The following is a 17,278-nucleotide window of genomic DNA, read 5'->3' on the forward strand; positions in this document are numbered from 1 at the left end:
GCCGTGACCCGGATCAGGAGTCGAGTACGGCGGCGACGCCTTCGATCTCGACGAGCTGGTCGGCGTAGCCGAGGACGGTGACGCCGAGCAGCGTGCTCGGGACGTCGTGGTCGCCGAACGCGTCCCGGACCACCTGCCAGGCGGTCACCAGGTCTTCCTGCCGCGTGGAGGCCACCAGCACGCGCGTACTGATGACGTCCTCCAGACCGGCCCCCGCCGCGGCGAGCGCGGTCCTCATGTTGTCGAGGGCCTTCGCCGCCTGCCCCGCGTAGTCGCCGACCGCCGCCGTCGACCCGTCCTCCTCCAGCGGGCACGCCCCCGCGAGGAAGATCAGCCGTGCGTCGGCGGGTGCGGTGGCGGCGTAGGCGTACTCGGCCACGTCGGACAGGGCGGTGGAACGGATGAGCGTGACGGCGCGGGGCATGGGCTTCACGTCCTTCTTCGGGGCGGGGAGGGCGGGGCGGACGCCCCATCCTCACAGGGGCCGCGCCTCGGTGGCTCCCCGTTTTCCGCCGCTTCCGGGGCGGGCCTCACTCGGGGGCGGAGCCGCCCGCCCGCAGCGCGAACCACAGCTCCGTCCGTACGTCCATGTCGTCCAGGTCCGCGTCCAGCAGCGCCGCGCACCGGGCGATGCGCTGGCGGACCGTGTTGCGGTGGACCTTGAGGGCGACCGCCGTGCGGTCCCAGCTGCCGTGGAGGCTCAGCCAGCAGCGCAGCGTCTCGGCCAGGGGTGCGGTGAGGGGGGCCAGCAGGGTGCGGGCGTGGGCCTCGGCGCGGTCGGGCGGGATCAGGGCGGCCAGGCCTCCGGTGCCGGGGCGGTGGGTGGACAGCGGGGCGCGGGTCGCCTCCGCGTGGCCCAGGGCGCGGGACGCCTGGGTGTCGGCGTCGGGCAGGGCGGAGACCGGGGCGGGCCCGGAGACGCCGAGGGTCCAGCCGGGCTGCGGGGTGACCGCCTCGTGGGGGCCGGGGAGCAGGACCCGTACGGTCTCGCGGTCCACGTCCGAGAGGGCGGAGCCCAGGGCGGCACCGAGCGCCCCGGCGTTCAGCGGACCGGCCGGGGTGCCGTCGGCGCGGCGGGCCTGGACCACCGTCCAGGGGGCGTCGTCGCCCAGCAGCGGGGCCACGTCCTGAGGGGCCGCGCCCAGCAGCAGGCGTACGAGCGCCGCCGAGCGGCCAGCGGCGTCGGCGCCCTGGTGCGGGGCGGTCAGCAGGGAGAGCAGGACGACGGCGATGCCCGCGACGGTGTGGTCGCCGAAGTCGCGCCGGGGTGTCGCCAGGACGAGGGCCAGCCCCTGCCCGCCGCCCAGCGCGTACGCGAAGAGATGGGCGCCGCCCCGGGTGTCGGTCGCCGAGGCGGGGCTCGGCTGACGCCCGGGGGAGGCCGGTGCCCCGGGGGCCACCACCCGGGCCAGCCGGGCCAGTGCCGTCTGCACGTCCGGCGCCGGACGCCCGCCCGCCGCGTGCAGCACCCCGCCGTCCGCCGTGAGGAGCGCGACCCGCCCCTCCAGCTGGACGGCGAGCTGCCGCAGCACCGCGGGCACCGGGTCCGGGCGGGCGGCCGCCGTCGCCAGGGCCTGCTGCGCGCGGGTCACCCGGCGCAGCTCGCGGTGGCGCGCCTCGGCCATGAGCCGCCACACCGCCCGGGCGACCGCGGTGAAGCGGGTCTCGGGCGGCACCTCCAGCAGCGGCAGCCCGTGCCGGTCGCACGCCTCGACCAGGGCGGCCGGAACCGTGTCGTACACCGGTGCCACCCCGAAGCCGAGCGCCGCCGCCCCCGCCTGCACCAGCCGGGCCACATAGGTGTCCGGGTCCGTGAGCTGCACCCCGGCGGTCAGCAGCAGCTCACCGCCGAGCAGATACGGATACGGGTCGGCCATCTCCGAGGTGTGCACCCACAGCAGATCCGCCTGCTCGGGACCGGCGATCCGGTGCAGCCCGAGCTCCTCCCGGGCCAGCAGCTCGGCCAGCGGGACGGGCGGGGAGGGAGGCCCGGCGGGGGAGTCCGGCATGGATGATCCATCCATTCGACGGGGTGATGATGGAGGAAACGTACACTTCAGCGTCGGCTTCCGGCCACCTACCGTCTTCACGAACCTGTTGAACGCGTGGAACGGAGGGAAGCCCATGGCTGTCGACTACGCCGTGATCGTCGTCTATCTGGCCGGCATGCTCGCCATGGGCTGGTGGGGCATGCGCCGCGCCAGGTCCAAGAGCGAGTTCCTGGTCGCCGGCCGGCGGCTCGGCCCCTGGATGTACTCCGGCACCATGGCCGCGATCGTCCTCGGCGGCGCCTCGACGATCGGCGGCGTGGGCCTCGGCTACCAGTACGGGCTCTCCGGCGCCTGGATGGTCTTCACGATCGGCCTCGGGCTGCTCGCCCTGTCCGTCTTCTTCTCCGCGCGCATCGCCCGGCTGAAGGTCTACACCGTCTCCGAGATGCTCGACCTGCGCTACGGCGGCCGGGCCGGGGTCATCTCCGGCGTCGTCATGTGGGCGTACACGCTGATGCTCGCGGTCACCTCGACCATCGCGTACGCCACCATCTTCGACGTCCTGTTCGACGTGAACCGGACCGTGGCGATCATCCTGGGCGGCACCATCGTCGTCGCGTACTCGACGCTCGGCGGGATGTGGTCGATCACGATCACCGACATGGTGCAGTTCGTCGTCAAGACCATCGGCGTCCTGCTGCTGCTCCTGCCGATCGCCGTGATCAAGGCCGGCGGCTTCGGCGAGATGAAGGCGAAGCTGCCCACGGAGTACTTCGACCCGCTGGGCATCGGCGGCGAGACGATCTTCACGTACGTCCTGATCTACACCTTCGGCATGCTGATCGGCCAGGACATCTGGCAGCGCGTGTTCACCGCCCGCAGCGACAGCACGGCACGCTGGGGCGGCACCGTCGCCGGTACGTACTGTCTGGTCTACGCCGTCGCCGGAGCCGTCATCGGCACGGCCGCCAAGGTGATGTACCCGAAGCTGCCCAGCGCCGACGCCGCCTTCGCCACGATCGTCAAGGACGAACTGCCGGTCGGCGTACGGGGACTGGTGCTGGCCGCCGCGCTCGCCGCGGTGATGTCCACCTCCTCCGGAGCCCTGATCGCCTGCGCGACCGTCGCCAACAACGACATCTGGTCGCGGCTGCGGGGCGTGGTCGCCAAGGAGGGCGGAGGGGAACGCGACGAGGTGAAGGGGAACCGTGCCTTCATCCTCATCATGGGCGTCGCCGTCATCGTGATCGCCATCGCGCTCAACGACGTCGTCGAGGCGCTGACCGTCGCCTACAACCTGCTGGTCGGCGGGCTGCTGGTGCCGATCCTCGGCGGACTGCTCTGGCGCCGGGGCACCGCGGCGGGGGCCCTCGCGGCCGTGGCCGTCGGTGGCGTCGCGGTCATCGGGCTGATGGGCGCCTACGGGATCCTCGCCAACCAGCCCGTCTACTACGGCCTGCTCGCTTCCCTCGCGGTGTACGTCGTCGTCTCGCTGGCCACGAAGCCGACCGACCCGGTGGTGCTGACCGCCTGGCGCGAGCGCCTGGCCGGGCGCGGGACCGAGGAGCCGGCCACCCCGGACCCGGTCAGCGTCTGACCACCACCACCCGGCCGGAGACCGACCGGCCACGTCCCACCCGTCACCGACGCGGGGGCCCGAACCGGCCCTGGCAGACTGAATACCGTATGAACGCCCACAAGGCGTGCATGGCACAACGAAAGGCACCCGGACCCATGAGCAGCAACGAAGCGCCGCGCGGCCCCGTCGACTCCTCCCGCGTCCCGCGGTACGCCGGACCCGCGACGTTCGCCCGGCTGCCGCGGCTCGACGAGGTCGGCTCCGCCGATGTCGCCGTCGTCGGCGTGCCCTTCGACAGCGGGGTCTCCTACCGGCCGGGCGCCCGCTTCGGCGGCAACGCGATCCGGGAGGCCTCGCGCCTCCTGCGCCCCTACAACCCGGCGCAGGACGCCTCCCCGTTCGCCCTCGCCCAGGTCGCCGACGCGGGTGACATCGCCGCCAACCCCTTCAACATCAACGAGGCCGTCGAGACCGTCGAGGCCGCCGCCGACGACCTGCTCTCCACCGGCGCCCGGCTGATGACGCTCGGCGGCGACCACACCATCGCGCTGCCCCTGCTGCGGTCCGTCGCCAAGAAGCACGGCCCCGTCGCCCTGCTCCACTTCGACGCCCACCTCGACACCTGGGACACCTACTTCGGCGCCGAGTACACCCACGGCACGCCGTTCCGCCGGGCCGTCGAGGAGGGCATCCTCGACACCGAGGCGCTCTCCCACGTCGGCACCCGGGGCCCGCTGTACGGCAAGCAGGACCTCACCGACGACGCCAAGATGGGCTTCGGCATCGTCACCTCCGCCGACGTCATGCGGCGCGGCGTCGATGAGATCGCCGACCAGCTGCGGCAGCGCATCGGCGACCGCCCGCTCTACATCTCCATCGACATCGACGTCCTCGACCCGGCGCACGCCCCCGGCACCGGCACCCCCGAGGCCGGCGGCCTCACCTCGCGCGAGCTCCTGGAGATCCTGCGCGGGCTCTCCTCCTGCCACCTCGTTTCGGCCGACCTGGTCGAGGTCGCCCCGGCGTACGATCACGCGGAGATCACCTCCGTCGCCGCCTCGCACACGGCGTACGAGCTGACGACGATCATGTCCCGCCAGATCGCGGAGGGCCGCACCCAGTGAGTCACGACCACGACGACCGGCCGCAGCTCACCGCCGCGCAGGCCGAGGCGGCCCTGAACCCGCCGCCCGGACGCAACGGCGGCGACCTGGTCGTCGAGACCCTCCAAGGGCTCGGCGCCACCACCGTCTTCGGGCTGCCGGGACAGCACGCGCTCGGCATGTTCGACGCGCTGCGCCGCTCCTCCCTCTCGTACGTCGGACTGCGCGTCGAGAACAACGCGGGCTTCGCCGCCGACGCCTACGGCCGGATCACCGGCGAGGTGGCGCCCCTGCTCCTCTCCACCGGGCCCGGCGCCCTGACCTCCCTGGCCGCGCTCCAGGAGGCGGCCGCCGCGTCCGCGCCCGTGCTGGCGATCTCCAGCCAGATCCCCACCGCCGGGCTCGGCGGCGGACGCCACGGCTATCTCCACGAACTCCGCGACCAGAAGGCATCCTTCCGCGACATCGTGAAGTCCGTGCACACCGTGCGCACCGCCTCGCAGATCCCGTCCGCGATCGCCGCCGCCTGGGAGTCCGCGCTGACCGCCCCGCACGGCCCGGTCTGGGTGGAGGTCCCGCAGGACGTGCTGCTCGCCGAGACCGTCCTGCCCGTGGTCAGCGCGCTCGACGCCACCCCGCGCGAGCTGTACCCGCGACCCGAGCTGACCATCGCCGCGGCCCACCTGCTCTCCCACGCCGAGCGTCCGGCGATCATCGCGGGCGGCGGAGTCGTACGCTCCGACGCCTCCGGCAAGCTGCGCGCGCTCGCCGAGAAGCTCGACGCCCCGGTCGTCACCACCTTCGGCGGCAAGGGTGCCTTCCCCTGGGAGCACCCGCTCTCGCTCAGGTCCTGGCTGGAGGACCGGCACACCACGGACTTCCTGGAGTCCGCCGACGTGCTGCTGGTCGTCGGCTCGGGGCTGGGCGAACTCTCCTCGAACTACCACACGTTCGCCCCGCGCGGCCGGGTCGTCCAGATCGAGGCCGACGCCGGGAAGCTGGAGTCCAACCACCCCGCCCTCGGCATCCACTCCGACGCCCGCGAGGCCCTCGCCGACCTGCTGGAGACGGTGGAGCGCCGCGAGGACGCCACAGCGGCCGAGCGCGTCCGGGAGCTGCTGGAGCGGGTCCACGAGCGCATCGCGGCACAGGACCTCACCCTGGAGCAGCAGGTGCTGGCCTCCGTCCGCGAGGCGCTGCCCGACACCTCGCCCAGCTTCTGGGACATGACGATCCTCGCCTACTGGGCCTGGTCCGCCTTCGACGCCCGCCACCCGAACACGATGCACTCGGCGCAGGGCGCCGGCGGGCTCGGCTACGGCTTCCCCGCCGCGATCGGCGCGGCCGCGGCCGACCCGACGAAGCCGGTGCTCGCGGTCTCCGGCGACGGCGGCGCGATGTACTCGATCGCCGAGCTCGCCACCGTGCGCCAGTACGACCTGCCCGTGACCTGGCTGATCGTCGACGACGGGGGCTACGGCATCCTGCGGGAGTACATGACCGGCGCCTTCGGCGAGGCCACCGCGACCGAGCTGTCCCGCCCGGACTTCGTCGCCCTCGCCGAGTCCTTCGGTGTCCCCGCGGTCCGTACGAGCCCGGAGACCCTCGCCGCCGACCTCGGCAAGGCCCTGGCGGCGCCGGGCCCGTCGGTGGTGGTGCTCCCGGCCCTGCTGAAGATGTTCGAGCCGACGCACCTGTAGACGGGCCCCCGCGCGGCGGCGGCCGGCCCCGTCCGCCGCCGCCGTCCGTCCTGCCCCGCCCTCCCCGTGCCCCGCCATGGTCCTAGGACCACCGGTCCTCCGGTTCCGCCCATCGGCCGAGAATTGTTGCGGGAGGATGAAATCCGCAGCTGGCCGCGTTGGAGACATGCGGCAGGACCAGGCGCGGCAACGGGGCGAAGCAGGAGGCACGGGTGGGCGCGGAGAACGCGGAGAAGCAGGACGCGGAGAAACGGAGCGCGGGCAAACCCGGCGCGGAGCGGCCCGGCACGGAACGGCAGGGCGCCGAGCAGGGGAGCGGGCCCGGGTGGGGCCGGCGGCTGACCGCGTACGCGTGGCGCTACCGGCGCAACGTCGTGCTGGCGCTGGGTTCCTCCGTGGCCGGCATGGCCGTGATGGCGCTCGTCCCCCTCATCACCAAGGTCATCATCGACGACGTCGTCGGCAGCCACACCCGCTCCCTCGCGGTGTGGACCGGCCTGCTCATCGGGGCGGCCGTCCTCGTCTACGCCGCCACCTTCGTCCGCCGCTACTACGGCGGCCGGCTCGCTCTGGACGTCCAGTACGACCTGCGTACCGAGATGTACGACACCATCACCCGGCTCGACGGGAGGCGGCAGGACGAGCTCTCCACCGGGCAGGTCGTCGGACGGGCCACCAGCGACCTCCAGCTCATCCAGAGCCTCCTCTTCATGCTCCCGATGACCATCGGGAACATCCTGCTCTTCCTGATCTCCCTGGGGATCATGGCGTGGCTCTCGCTGCCCCTGACCCTCATCGCGCTGGCCGTCGCCCCCGCCCTGTGGTTCATCGCCCGCCGCTCCAGGGTCCGCCTCTTCCCCGCCACCTGGTACGCCCAGAGCCAGGCCGCCGCCGTCGCCGGAGTGGTCGACGGGGCGGTCTCCGGGGTCCGGGTCGTCAAGGGCTTCGGCCAGGAGGAACAGGAGACCGGCAAGCTCCGCGAGGTCAGCCGCAGGCTCTTCGCGGGCCGGCTGCGCACCATCCGGCTGAACTCCCGCTACACCCCGGCGCTCCAGGCCGTCCCCGCGCTCGGCCAGGTCGCCATGCTGGCCCTCGGCGGCTGGCTCGCCACCCGGGGCGAGATCACGCTCGGCACGTTCGTCGCCTTCTCCACCTACCTCGCCCAGCTCGTCGGCCCGGTCCGGATGCTCGCCATGGTCCTCACCGTCGGCCAGCAGGCACGCGCCGGCGTGGAGCGCGTCCTGGAGCTGATCGACACCGAACCGTCCATGGCGGACGGCACCAAGCACCTCCCGGCGGACGCCCCCGCGAGCGTCGAGTTCGACGACGTCCGCTTCGGCTACGAGGAGGACCGCCCCGTCCTGGACGGCTTCTCCCTCACCATCGAGCCGGGCGAGACCGTCGCCGTCGTCGGCGCCTCGGGCAGCGGCAAGTCCACCGTCTCGCTCCTGCTGCCCCGCTTCTACGACGTGTCGCACGGCGCCGTCCTGGTCGGCGGCCACGACGTCCGTGAGCTGACCCAGGAGTCGCTGCGGGCCGCGATCGGGCTCGTACCGGAGGACAGCTTCCTCTTCTCCGAGTCCGTCGGCGCCAACATCGCGTACGGATACCCCGGCGCCACCCAGGAGCAGATCGAAGGGGCCGCCCGCGCCGCCCAGGCGCACGGCTTCATCTCCGAGCTGCCCGAGGGCTACGACACCAAGGTCGGGGAGCACGGGCTCACCCTCTCCGGAGGCCAGCGCCAGCGTGTCGCGCTCGCCCGCGCGATCCTCACCGACCCCCGGCTCCTGCTCCTCGACGACGCGACCTCGGCCGTCGACGCCCGGGTCGAGCACGAGATCCACGAGGTCCTGGCGCAGGTCATGGAGGGCCGCACCACCCTGCTGATCGCCCACCGCCGCTCCACCCTGGGCCTCGCCGACCGCATCGCCGTCCTGGACCAGGGGCGGCTCGCCGACATCGGCACGCACGAGGAGCTGGAGCGCCGCTCCGCCCTCTACCGCAGGCTGCTCACCGACCCCGACGAGCTGGGCGGCACCTCACCCGGACACCGCCCCACGGCCTCCACGGCGCCCGAGGACGACCGCGCGCTCCAGGAGGAGCTCGACGCCGAGTTCGACGCCGAACGCGGTGTCACCCCCGGGCTGTGGATCCGCAAGGACGAACAGCGCGACGCGGCGGCCGCCGGAATGCCCGCCACCCCCGAGCTGCTCGCCCAGGTCGAGGCGCTGCCCCCCGCCACCGACACCCCCGCCATCGACGAGGCGAGCGCGGTGCGCCCCGAGAAGTCGTACGGCCTGCGCAGGCTGCTGCACGGCTTCGGGGCCGCGCTGCTGGTGAGCCTGGGGCTGGTCGCCGTCGACGCGGGCATGGGACTGCTCCTGCCCGTGCTGATCCGCCACGGCATCGACGACGGCGTCACGAAGATGGCGCTCGGCGCCGTCTGGGCGGCGGCCGGATTCGGGCTGCTCGCGGTGCTCGTGCAGTGGGCGGCCCAGATCGGCGAGACCCGGATGACGGGCCGCACCGGGGAACGCGTGCTGTACTCCCTGCGCCTCAAGATCTTCGCGCAGCTCCAGCGGCTCGGCCTCGACTACTACGAGCGTGAGCTGACCGGCCGGATCATGACCCGGATGACCACGGACGTCGACGCGCTGTCGACGTTCCTCCAGACCGGCCTGGTGACCGCCTTCGTCTCCGTCGTCACCTTCCTCGGCATCACGGTGGTGCTGCTCGTCCTCGACATCCAGCTGGCCCTGGTCGTCTTCGCGACGCTGCCGCTGCTGATCGTCGGCACGTTCTTCTTCCGCCGAAAGAGCGTCAGGGCGTACGAGCTGGCCCGTGAGCGCATCAGCGTCGTCAACGCCGACCTCCAGGAGTCCGTCGCCGGGCTGCGGATCGTCCAGGCGTTCCGGCGCGAGCGCGACGGCGCCGAGCGGTTCGCGGCGCGCAGCGACCACTACCGCCAGGCCAGGGTGCGCGGCCAGTGGCTGATCTCGGTCTACTTCCCGTTCGTGCAGCTGCTGGCCTCGGTCGCGGCCGCCGCCGTGCTGATCGTCGGTGCGGGGCGGGTCGACAACGGCACGCTGACCACGGGCGCCCTGGTCGCCTACCTGCTCTACATCGACCTGTTCTTCGCGCCCGTGCAGCAGCTCTCCCAGGTCTTCGACGGCTACCAGCAGGCCACCGTCTCCCTCGGCCGGATCCAGGAGCTCCTGCGGGAGCCGACCTCCACGGCCGACCACGACGAACCGCTGGACGTGACGTCGCTGCGCGGCGACATCGCCTTCGAGGACGTCTCCTTCGCGTACGGCGACGAGGAGGAGGCCCTCACCGGGATCGATCTGCGGATCCCCGCCGGCCAGACCGTCGCCTTCGTCGGCGAGACGGGCGCGGGCAAGTCCACCCTGGTCAAGCTCGTCGCCCGCTTCTACGACCCGACGGGCGGGCGGATCACGGCGGACGGCACGGACCTGCGGCTGCTGGACAGGACGGCGTACCGGCACCGGCTCGGAGTGGTCCCGCAGGAGGCGTACCTCTTCGAGGGCACGGTCCGCGACGCCATCGCGTACGGGCTTCCGGAGGCCACCGACGCCCAGGTGGAGGCGGCGGCGCGGGCGGCCGGCGCGCACGAGATGATCGCCACCCTGGAGGGCGGCTATCTGCACGAGGTCGCCGAGCGGGGCCGCAACCTCTCGGCCGGCCAGCGCCAGCTGATCGCGCTCGCCCGGGCCGAGCTGGTCGACCCCGACATCCTGCTGCTCGACGAGGCGACCGCCTCCCTGGACCTCGCCAGTGAGGCCCAGGTCAACCAGGCCACGGACCGGCTGGCGGGACGGCGTACCACCCTGGTGGTCGCCCACCGGCTGACGACGGCGGCCCGGGCCGACCGGGTCGTGGTGATGGACCGGGGCAGGGTCGCCGAGGACGGCACGCACGACGAGCTGCTGGCCAGGGAGGGTACGTACGCCCGGCTGTGGCGCACCTTCATAGGGGAGGGCATAGGGGAGGACACGCCGGCGGGCGTGTGACGCCGCTCCGCAACTGAAGGCCGCCCTCCCGCGTCGTACACCCGAGCGCACATGTGTCTGATGAAGGTCAGTATGTTCGACGAGGTGGACGGGGCGGACGAGATGGACGGCGTGAACGGTGACGGTGTGACGAGACGGCTGAGATCACGGGGGCCGAAGGGGCCGGAGGCGCGCTCAGCAAGGGCGGCCCGGCCCGGACGCACGGCGGTGTCGCTCCTCGTCCTGCCGCTGCTCGGGGCCCTGGTGCTGGTGCTGGGCCCCACCGGGCCGGCCACCGCACAGGCCGCGTCGGCCTGCTCCGGGCGGCTGGTCAAGACGGTGACGTTCTCCACCGGTTCGCTGCGCGTCTACAAGAGCCGGGCCTACGCGTGCGCCGTCGCCGTCGCCAAGAAGCCGGGCGCCCGCCGGGCGATGCGAGTGTCGCTCCAGCCGCGCGGCGGCCGGGCCGTCGTCGACAGCGGCAGCTTCACCAAGCTGGCCGGCCCGGTCACGGTGCACGCGCTGAACCGCTGCGTCCGCGCCTCCGGCTCCGTCGGGGGTTCCTCCGGCTCGACCGGGTGGATCTTGTGCTGAGGTGCGAGTGGGTCTGGCGTGGCAGGTGGTGCCCCCGCTAGGTTCACGGCGACTGTCGTGAATCAAGGGGAGGGTGCATGCGCAAGGCGCTCAGAGGTGTTCTGTCGCTCGCCGTGCTCATAGGCACAGTGAGTGCGACCGGAGCCTCGGCCGGAGCGGCCACCGCCGCAGAACCGGCCGCGAAGCAGGGCAGCGGTCACACCAGCAGCAGCGAGAGCAGCAGCGAGGACATCAAGGACCGCATCCTGGCCATCCCGGGAATGAGCCTGATCGAGGAGAAGCCCTACCCCGGCTACCGCTTCTTCGTCCTGAACTACACCCAGCCGGTCGACCACAAGCACCCGTCCAAGGGCACCTTCCAGCAGCGGATCACCCTGCTGCACAAGGACACCACCCGGCCCACGGTCTTCTTCACCAGCGGCTACAACGTCTCGACCAACCCCAGCCGCAGCGAGCCCACGCAGATCGTCGACGGCAACCAGGTCTCCCTGGAGTACCGGTTCTTCACGCCCTCCCGCCCGGCGCCCGCCGACTGGTCGAAGCTGGACATCTGGCAGGCCGCCAGCGACCAGCACCGGGTCTTCAAGGCGCTGAAGAAGATCTACTCGAAGAACTGGCTGACCACCGGCGGCTCCAAGGGCGGCATGACCGCCACCTACTTCGAGCGCTTCTACCCGAAGGACATGGACGGCGTCGTCGCCTACGTCGCGCCCAACGACGTGAACAACAAGGAGGACTCGGCGTACGACCGGTTCTTCGCGAAGGTCGGCACCAAGGAGTGCCGCGACCGCCTCAACGGCGTCCAGCGCGAGGCCCTCGTCCGCCGGGAGCCGCTGGAGAAGAAGTTCAAGGAGTACGCCGACGGGAACGGCCTCACGTTCAACACCGTCGGCACCCTCGACAAGGCCTACGAGGCCACGGTCATGGACTACGTGTGGGCGTACTGGCAGTACAGCCTGCTCGCCGACTGCGACACCATCCCGGCCGACGCGCCGAACGCCACCGACCAGGAGATCTGGGACTCCGTCGACGGCATCTCGGGCTTCTCGGCCTACGCCGACCAGGGTCTGGAGACGTACACGCCGTACTACTACCAGGCCGGCACCCAGCTGGGATCGCCCGACATCAAGCAGCCCTGGCTCGGGAAGCTGAGCCGCTACGGCTACCAGCCGCCGCGCAGCTTCGTGCCGCGCTCGATCCCGATGAAGTTCCAGCCCTCGGCCATGCGTGACGTGGACAACTGGGTCCGGAACAACGCCAGGAACATGCTGTACGTCTACGGCGAGAACGACCCGTGGGGTGCCGAGCCCTTCCACCTGGGCCGCGGCGCCCGTGACAGCTACGTCTACACGGTGCCGGGCGGCAACCACGGTTCCAAGGTCGCCGGACTCGTCGCCGAGGAGAAGGCCAAGGCCACCGCGGCCATCCTGCGCTGGGCCGGGGTCGCGCCCGCGGCCGTCGAGGCCGACCCGGCGAAGGCGAAGCCCCTCGCGACGTTCGACTCGCGCCTGGACGTGCGCGACGCCGAACTGGAGCGGGACCGGGGGACGCTGCGTCCGTAAGGAAGGACGCCCCGAGTGGGCTGTGCGCGCCGGGTGGTTCACACCCGGCGGGCGCAGCCCACCGGTCTGTCCCCGCCCAGCCGCACATAGAGATCCGTGCCGCCGGGGCAGAGCGCGCGCCGCGCCACCGCCGAGGCGATGACGAACTCCGGGGGGCGCTCGCCCGATCCGTCGCAGGCGGTCTCCTTCACCTCGCCCTCGCGGAAGCCGTGGACACAGTCCCCGACGACCGTCAGCGGGCCGCCGCCCTGTCCGGGGTCGCCCGGGTGCGGGGACTCCAGGTTGCGCATGCAGGCGTACCCGCGGGGCGTGGCGGCGGCGCCGTCCGAGGCGGTGGGGCCGCCCGGGGAGATGTGCAGGACGAAGTCGGTCGGTGGCGGGCACGCCGGTCCGTCCGACGGCGCACCGGTGTGGCGGGCCAGCACCTTCGCCGCCGCCTTCTCGCTGCGGCACGACACCTCACGGAACGCCGCACCGCGCGAGCTGCAGTCCGCCGGCCCCAGGAACTCCGCCCCGTACCCCGAGGGCGCCGCACCGCTCCGTGATCCGTCGGCGGGTGCGCCCCGGGCGCCGCCGGGCGACGGGCGGCAGGCGCCCGCACAGAGCGCCGCGACCAAGGCCAGGAGGGCGGGCAGAAGCGTGCGTGACACCCCTGCGGCACGGTGCTCTTCCATGGATGACGACCCCCCGTACGCCCACGAGGACGTGCACCCAGCGTGACCCGCCGGAGCGGGGGCACGCCAGGTGCACGGGGTGTTTTTCGCTCAATTGGGTGGTTACGGCGAGGGCGTGACGTGGCGCCGGTACGACAGCCCGTAGCCGACGGGGTACAGCGCCTGCGCGGGGGCGTCCGCCCGCTGCACCGGGACCGGCAGCCTGCCCTCCGGCCGCGCGCGCCCCGCGATCACGCGGGCGGCCGCCCGCAGTTCGACGTCCGTCCAGGAGTACGCGGCGAGGCTCGCCGCGTGGCCCGTCCCCGCCAGATGGGCGACGTCGTACGGATTGCGGATCGCCAGCGTGATCACCGGGACCCCGGTCGCCGCCAGGGCGCTGACCAGGGTGCGCTGCGTGCTGGTCGCCGTGACGTTGTACGTGCCGACGACCACCGCGTCCTTGCCCTTCGCCGCGGCCACCGCCTCGGCGATCTTCGCCTGGGTGGGGGCCGTGCCGGTGGACAGCGCGGTCGCCGCGAATCCCAGCTCCCCGAAGGCCCCGGCGAGCGTCGTCGTCGGCGGACCCGTCGTGCCGGAGGGGGACGCCGGGTCGGCGCCGACCACCAGGAGCTTCTTGTGGGACCGGCGGGAGAGCGGCAGCAGCGATCCGTTGTTCGCCAGCAGCGTCGTCGTCCGCTCCGCGATCCGGTCGGCGGCGGCGAGGTGCGACCGGATGCCGACCGTGCGGTCGACGCCCCGGTGGGTGACGTACGGGTCGCGGAACAGCCCCAGCCGGTTCTTCAGCCGCAGGATGCGCAGGATCGATTCCTCGATGCGGGCCTCGCTGATCTCGCCGCCCCTCACGGCCTCCAGGACGGCGTTCCAGGCGACCTTGAGATCCGGCGGGTTGAGCAGCTGGTCCACGCCCGCCAGCAGCGCGAGGACGGGGACGCGCTCGTCGCCGTACTTCGTGCGGACGCCCTCCATCCCCAGGGCGTCGGTGACCACGACACCGTCGTAGCCGAGCTCCTCGCGCAGGATGCCGGTGAGGATCGGGCGGGACAGGGTCGCCGGGTCCTCGGAGGCGTCCAGGGCGGGCACCACGATGTGCGCGGTCATGATCGAGTCGATGCCCGCGGCGATGGCCGCCCGGAACGGCGGGGCGTCCAGTTCGGCCCACTGCGCGCGGGTGTGCGTGATGACGGGGAGCCCGGTGTGGCTGTCGGTGCTGGTGTCGCCGTGCCCCGGGAAGTGCTTGGCGGTGGAGGCGATCCCGGCGCCCTGATAGCCCTTCACCTGCGCGGCGACCAGACCGGCCACGGACTGCGGGTCGGAGCCGAAGGAGCGTACGCCGATGACCGGGTTGGCCGGGTTGACGTTGACGTCGGCGTCCGGGGCGTAGTTCTGGTTGATGCCCAGGGCGGCCAGCTCGGCACCGGCGATCCGGGCCGCCTCCCGGGTGTCGGCACGCGAACCGCCCGCGCCCAGCGCCATCGCGCCCGGCAGCAGGGTCGCGGGCTCCCCGACGCGGCAGACGATGCCGTGCTCCTGGTCGGTGGAGACCAGGAGCGGCAGCGGGGTGCGGCCCGCGAGCCCGGCGCGCTGGATGCCGTTGGAGAGGTCGGCGATCTGGTGCGGGTCGCGGGTGTTGTGCGCCCAGGCGAAGTAGATGATGCCGCCGACGTGGTACGTGGAGATCAGCTCGGCGGCGTCACGGACCCCGATCTCGGCGAGGTTGGCGTCGATGTCCGCCTGGTCGGGCTCGGTGGCGGAGTGCCCGTACACCCGCATCACGAAGAGCTGGCCGACCTTCTCCTCCAGGCTCATCCGGGCGATGAGCCGTTTGAGGCGGCTGTCCGTGGAGGTTCCGGCGGTGGCTGCCTGCGCGGCGCCGGGAAGAGCCGCGACGCCGGTCGCCGCGGCGGCGGCCGTCGCCGCGGTGGCGGTGAGGAGGGTGCGTCTGGAGGTGCGGTGGTGCACGTGAGCCCCTTCCGGTGCTGAAAGAAACTTCCAAGAAGGTACGGATATATGGAAAGTAACTACCAGTCAAGGGGGCGGCCCGAGAACGGGCGTGACGCAGGCGGGGGAGGGCGGACATGCCCGGACATGGGTGCGGCCCGCAGGGCCCTCAGTCCCCGGCCGGACCGGACGACCCGGCCGGGACGGCTCCCGCCCCCGGCAGTTCCGCGCGCCGCAACGACCGGGTGCCGAGCCCGACGAGAGCCCCGAGTGCCACGAACGCGGCGCTGCCGGTGAACACCGGCTGCGTCCCCCAGGCGGCGATGGCCGCCCCGCTGAGGGGATACGTCAGCGGGGCGATGCCGAGCGAGGACAGAGCCGCCACCGAGGTGACCCGGCCCAGGTACGCGGGGTCGGCGGCCGTCTGCAACAGGGCCGCGCACAGGGCGCCGCTGAGCCCGGCGGTCAGACCGATGGCGACGCCGACCGCGACCGCGACGCCCAGGGAAGGGGCGAAGGCGAGTGCGCCGATGGCCACCGCCCCGAGGGCCAGGCACCCCTGCTGCACGAGCCCCGCGCGCGGGAGGCGGCCGCGGGCGGCGAGAAGGAGCGAGGCGCCGGCCGCCCCCAGGCCGAAGCCGCCCACGATCCAGCCGAGCCCGGCGGCGCCCCAGCCGTGCTCGTCCGCCAGCAGGGCCAGGCCGATGTTGAGCGGGCCGGCGAAGCCGAGGTCGCCCGTCGCGATGACGAGCACCAGCGGAGCCAGGACCCGGTGGCGCCGGATGTGCCGGAGTCCGTCGGCGAGGTCGTGCCACGCGGTGGCGCGCCCCCCGGCCTCCCCGCCGTCGGCCCGGGGGAGGGGTGCGACCTTCAGGGCCACCAGGAGGGGCACGGACACCGCGAACAGGGCGCCGGCGACCGCGAACGCCGAGGCCGGACCGCCCAGCGCCAGCGCCAGGCCGCCCAGGGGTGAACCCCCGATGGTGGCCGCACGGGTGGCGAGCCCCCGGAGCCCCTGCACACGGGCCAGTTGGTCCGGGCCGGTGATCCGGGGCGGCAGGGCGCCGACCGACGGCAGGAACAAGGCGTCCACCGCCCCGAAGACCAGGCCCAGCAGCACCAGCAGCCACACGCCCGGCGTCGAGACGGCCACGGTGCCCGCCATGGCCAGGATCACCGCGCAGCGCGTCACATCGCTGCCGATCATCACTCTGCGCGGCCCGAACCGGTCGGCCAGCACGCCTCCGCCCAGCATGAGCACGACGCGCGGCAGGGACCCGGCGGCCAGGACCAGCCCCGCCTCGGCGGGGCCGCCGACGTGGATCGCCGCCCAGGAGAGAGCCAGGAAGTACACGTTGTCACCCAGGAGCGAGAGGGTGAGTGCGCCGAGCCAGCGCAGCACGTTCGCGTCCCGGTGGGCGGGCGGCGATCCGGCCGGCGCCGATATCGCGCCCGGTTCCGTCATGCCGTGCCGCCGGGGGAGCGGTAGGGGAACCCGTACAGATGCAGGGCGACGTGCTCGCGGCCGGTGGTGTCGCCGGCGGCTTCCGCCGCCCGCCCGCGTTCGTCGTAACGCCGCACGAGCGCGGCGATCTCCTCGCCCAGGCCGGCCAGTTCGACCGCCGTCAGCCGCGGGGTGTACTCGGAGCTGAACGAGGCGTCGGTCCACTCCTCGGGCCAGGCCGTCTGCTGGTCGAGATAGGCGGAGTAGCGCTCCGCGCGGGCCGCGATCAGATGGCGCGTCACCTGCCCGACCACCGCGGCGCCCTCCGGGTCCCCTGTGAAGTCGGAGCTGCGGAAGCTCCACCCCCGGTCCGACGCGAGCCTCCACCAGCGTTCGCGACCGTCGGTGCTCAGCTCCGGCGCCTCGACGAGGAAACCGTGGGCCGCCATCTTGCGCAGGTGGTAGCTGACCAGGGCGACCGCCTCGTCCACCTGCTCCGCGAGCTGGGAGGCCGTGGCCGCCTCCGCCGTCCTCAGATGCCGGTAGAGGGCGATCCGCAGGGGATGGGCGAAGACCTTCAGCGTGTCGAGATCGGTGATGGTCGGCGTCTGCTTCTCCTTGGCCATGGCATGGAGCGTAGGCAGAAAGGAAAATATGCGCAATAAAAATTGCGCAAGATGTGT

The 17,278-nt window shown here is 73.0% G+C and carries 12 protein-coding genes; 6 read left to right on the forward strand and 6 right to left on the reverse strand.

The window, feature by feature from the left end; translation table 11 throughout:
* Nucleotides 1–13: 13 nt before the first annotated feature.
* Nucleotides 14–424, reverse strand: coding sequence for a RidA family protein (locus ACZ607_RS00270; protein WP_469730220.1), 411 nt, complete (start codon nucleotides 422–424; stop codon nucleotides 14–16).
* Between the two features lie 106 nt (nucleotides 425–530).
* A complete protein-coding gene (locus ACZ607_RS00275; RefSeq protein WP_469730222.1) occupies nucleotides 531–2,009 on the reverse strand; it encodes a PucR family transcriptional regulator ligand-binding domain-containing protein in 1,479 nt (492 codons plus the stop codon).
* A gap of 115 nt (nucleotides 2,010–2,124) precedes the next feature.
* Between ACZ607_RS00275 and ACZ607_RS00280 the strand changes: the two genes are divergently transcribed.
* From ACZ607_RS00280 to ACZ607_RS00305, 6 genes are all read left to right on the forward strand, one after another.
* Nucleotides 2,125–3,588: a sodium:solute symporter family protein gene (locus tag ACZ607_RS00280; protein ID WP_469730224.1), complete on the forward strand. Its 1,464-nt coding sequence runs from the start codon at nucleotides 2,125–2,127 to the stop codon at nucleotides 3,586–3,588.
* Nucleotides 3,589–3,725: 137 nt separating this feature from the next.
* Complete coding sequence (speB, locus tag ACZ607_RS00285) at nucleotides 3,726–4,694, forward strand: agmatinase (RefSeq protein ID WP_099172695.1); 969 nt, start codon at nucleotides 3,726–3,728, stop codon at nucleotides 4,692–4,694.
* The gene (locus tag ACZ607_RS00290) at nucleotides 4,691–6,373 is read left to right on the forward strand and encodes a thiamine pyrophosphate-binding protein (RefSeq protein WP_469730226.1); all 1,683 of its coding nucleotides are present in this window, start codon (nucleotides 4,691–4,693) and stop codon (nucleotides 6,371–6,373) included. The genes speB and ACZ607_RS00290 overlap by 4 nt, the downstream gene beginning before the upstream one ends.
* Nucleotides 6,374–6,711: 338 nt before the next feature.
* Nucleotides 6,712–10,404, forward strand: a complete 3,693-nt coding sequence (locus ACZ607_RS00295; RefSeq protein ID WP_469731803.1) for an ABC transporter ATP-binding protein — start codon at nucleotides 6,712–6,714, stop codon at nucleotides 10,402–10,404.
* Between the two features lie 102 nt (nucleotides 10,405–10,506).
* Nucleotides 10,507–10,977 carry a hypothetical protein gene (locus ACZ607_RS00300; RefSeq protein WP_469731805.1) on the forward strand — a complete coding sequence of 157 codons (471 nt, stop codon included), beginning with the start codon at nucleotides 10,507–10,509 and terminating at the stop codon, nucleotides 10,975–10,977.
* Nucleotides 10,978–11,054: 77 nt separating this feature from the next.
* Complete coding sequence (locus ACZ607_RS00305; RefSeq protein ID WP_469730228.1) at nucleotides 11,055–12,539, forward strand: S28 family serine protease; 1,485 nt, start codon at nucleotides 11,055–11,057, stop codon at nucleotides 12,537–12,539.
* 38 nt (nucleotides 12,540–12,577) lie between these two features.
* On the opposite strand, the gene ACZ607_RS00310 is transcribed toward ACZ607_RS00305, so the two are convergent.
* From ACZ607_RS00310 to ACZ607_RS00325, 4 genes are all read right to left on the reverse strand, one after another.
* A complete protein-coding gene (locus ACZ607_RS00310) occupies nucleotides 12,578–13,213 on the reverse strand; it encodes a hypothetical protein (RefSeq protein WP_469730230.1) in 636 nt (211 codons plus the stop codon).
* A 102-nt stretch (nucleotides 13,214–13,315) separates the two neighbouring features.
* A complete protein-coding gene (locus ACZ607_RS00315) occupies nucleotides 13,316–15,172 on the reverse strand; it encodes a glycoside hydrolase family 3 protein (protein ID WP_469730232.1) in 1,857 nt (618 codons plus the stop codon).
* A 148-nt stretch (nucleotides 15,173–15,320) separates the two neighbouring features.
* Nucleotides 15,321–16,616 (reverse strand): MFS transporter, encoded by a 1,296-nt coding sequence (locus tag ACZ607_RS00320; RefSeq protein ID WP_469730234.1) that lies wholly within the window; start codon nucleotides 16,614–16,616, stop codon nucleotides 15,321–15,323.
* The gene (locus tag ACZ607_RS00325) at nucleotides 16,613–17,221 is read right to left on the reverse strand and encodes an ArsR/SmtB family transcription factor (protein ID WP_469730236.1); all 609 of its coding nucleotides are present in this window, start codon (nucleotides 17,219–17,221) and stop codon (nucleotides 16,613–16,615) included. Before ACZ607_RS00325 ends, ACZ607_RS00320 begins: the two co-directional genes overlap by 4 nt.
* Nucleotides 17,222–17,278: the final 57 nt, after the last annotated feature.

This window comes from Streptomyces sp. NPDC104381, from assembly GCF_055583745.1.

Excerpts from the sequence above, each read along its gene's own strand:
- ACZ607_RS00310 (WP_469730230.1), bottom strand. The coding sequence starts at position 13,213 with ATGGAAGAGCACCGTGCCGCAGGGGTGTCACGCACGCTTCTGCCCGCC.
- speB (WP_099172695.1), top strand. The coding sequence starts at position 3,726 with ATGAGCAGCAACGAAGCGCCGCGCGGCCCCGTCGACTCCTCCCGCGTC.
- ACZ607_RS00320 (WP_469730234.1), bottom strand. The coding sequence starts at position 16,616 with ATGACGGAACCGGGCGCGATATCGGCGCCGGCCGGATCGCCGCCCGCC.
- ACZ607_RS00300 (WP_469731805.1), top strand. The coding sequence starts at position 10,507 with ATGGACGGCGTGAACGGTGACGGTGTGACGAGACGGCTGAGATCACGG.
- ACZ607_RS00305 (WP_469730228.1), top strand. The coding sequence starts at position 11,055 with ATGCGCAAGGCGCTCAGAGGTGTTCTGTCGCTCGCCGTGCTCATAGGC.
- ACZ607_RS00280 (WP_469730224.1), top strand. The coding sequence starts at position 2,125 with ATGGCTGTCGACTACGCCGTGATCGTCGTCTATCTGGCCGGCATGCTC.
- ACZ607_RS00275 (WP_469730222.1), bottom strand. The coding sequence starts at position 2,009 with ATGCCGGACTCCCCCGCCGGGCCTCCCTCCCCGCCCGTCCCGCTGGCC.
- ACZ607_RS00325 (WP_469730236.1), bottom strand. The coding sequence starts at position 17,221 with ATGGCCAAGGAGAAGCAGACGCCGACCATCACCGATCTCGACACGCTG.
- ACZ607_RS00270 (WP_469730220.1), bottom strand. The coding sequence starts at position 424 with ATGCCCCGCGCCGTCACGCTCATCCGTTCCACCGCCCTGTCCGACGTG.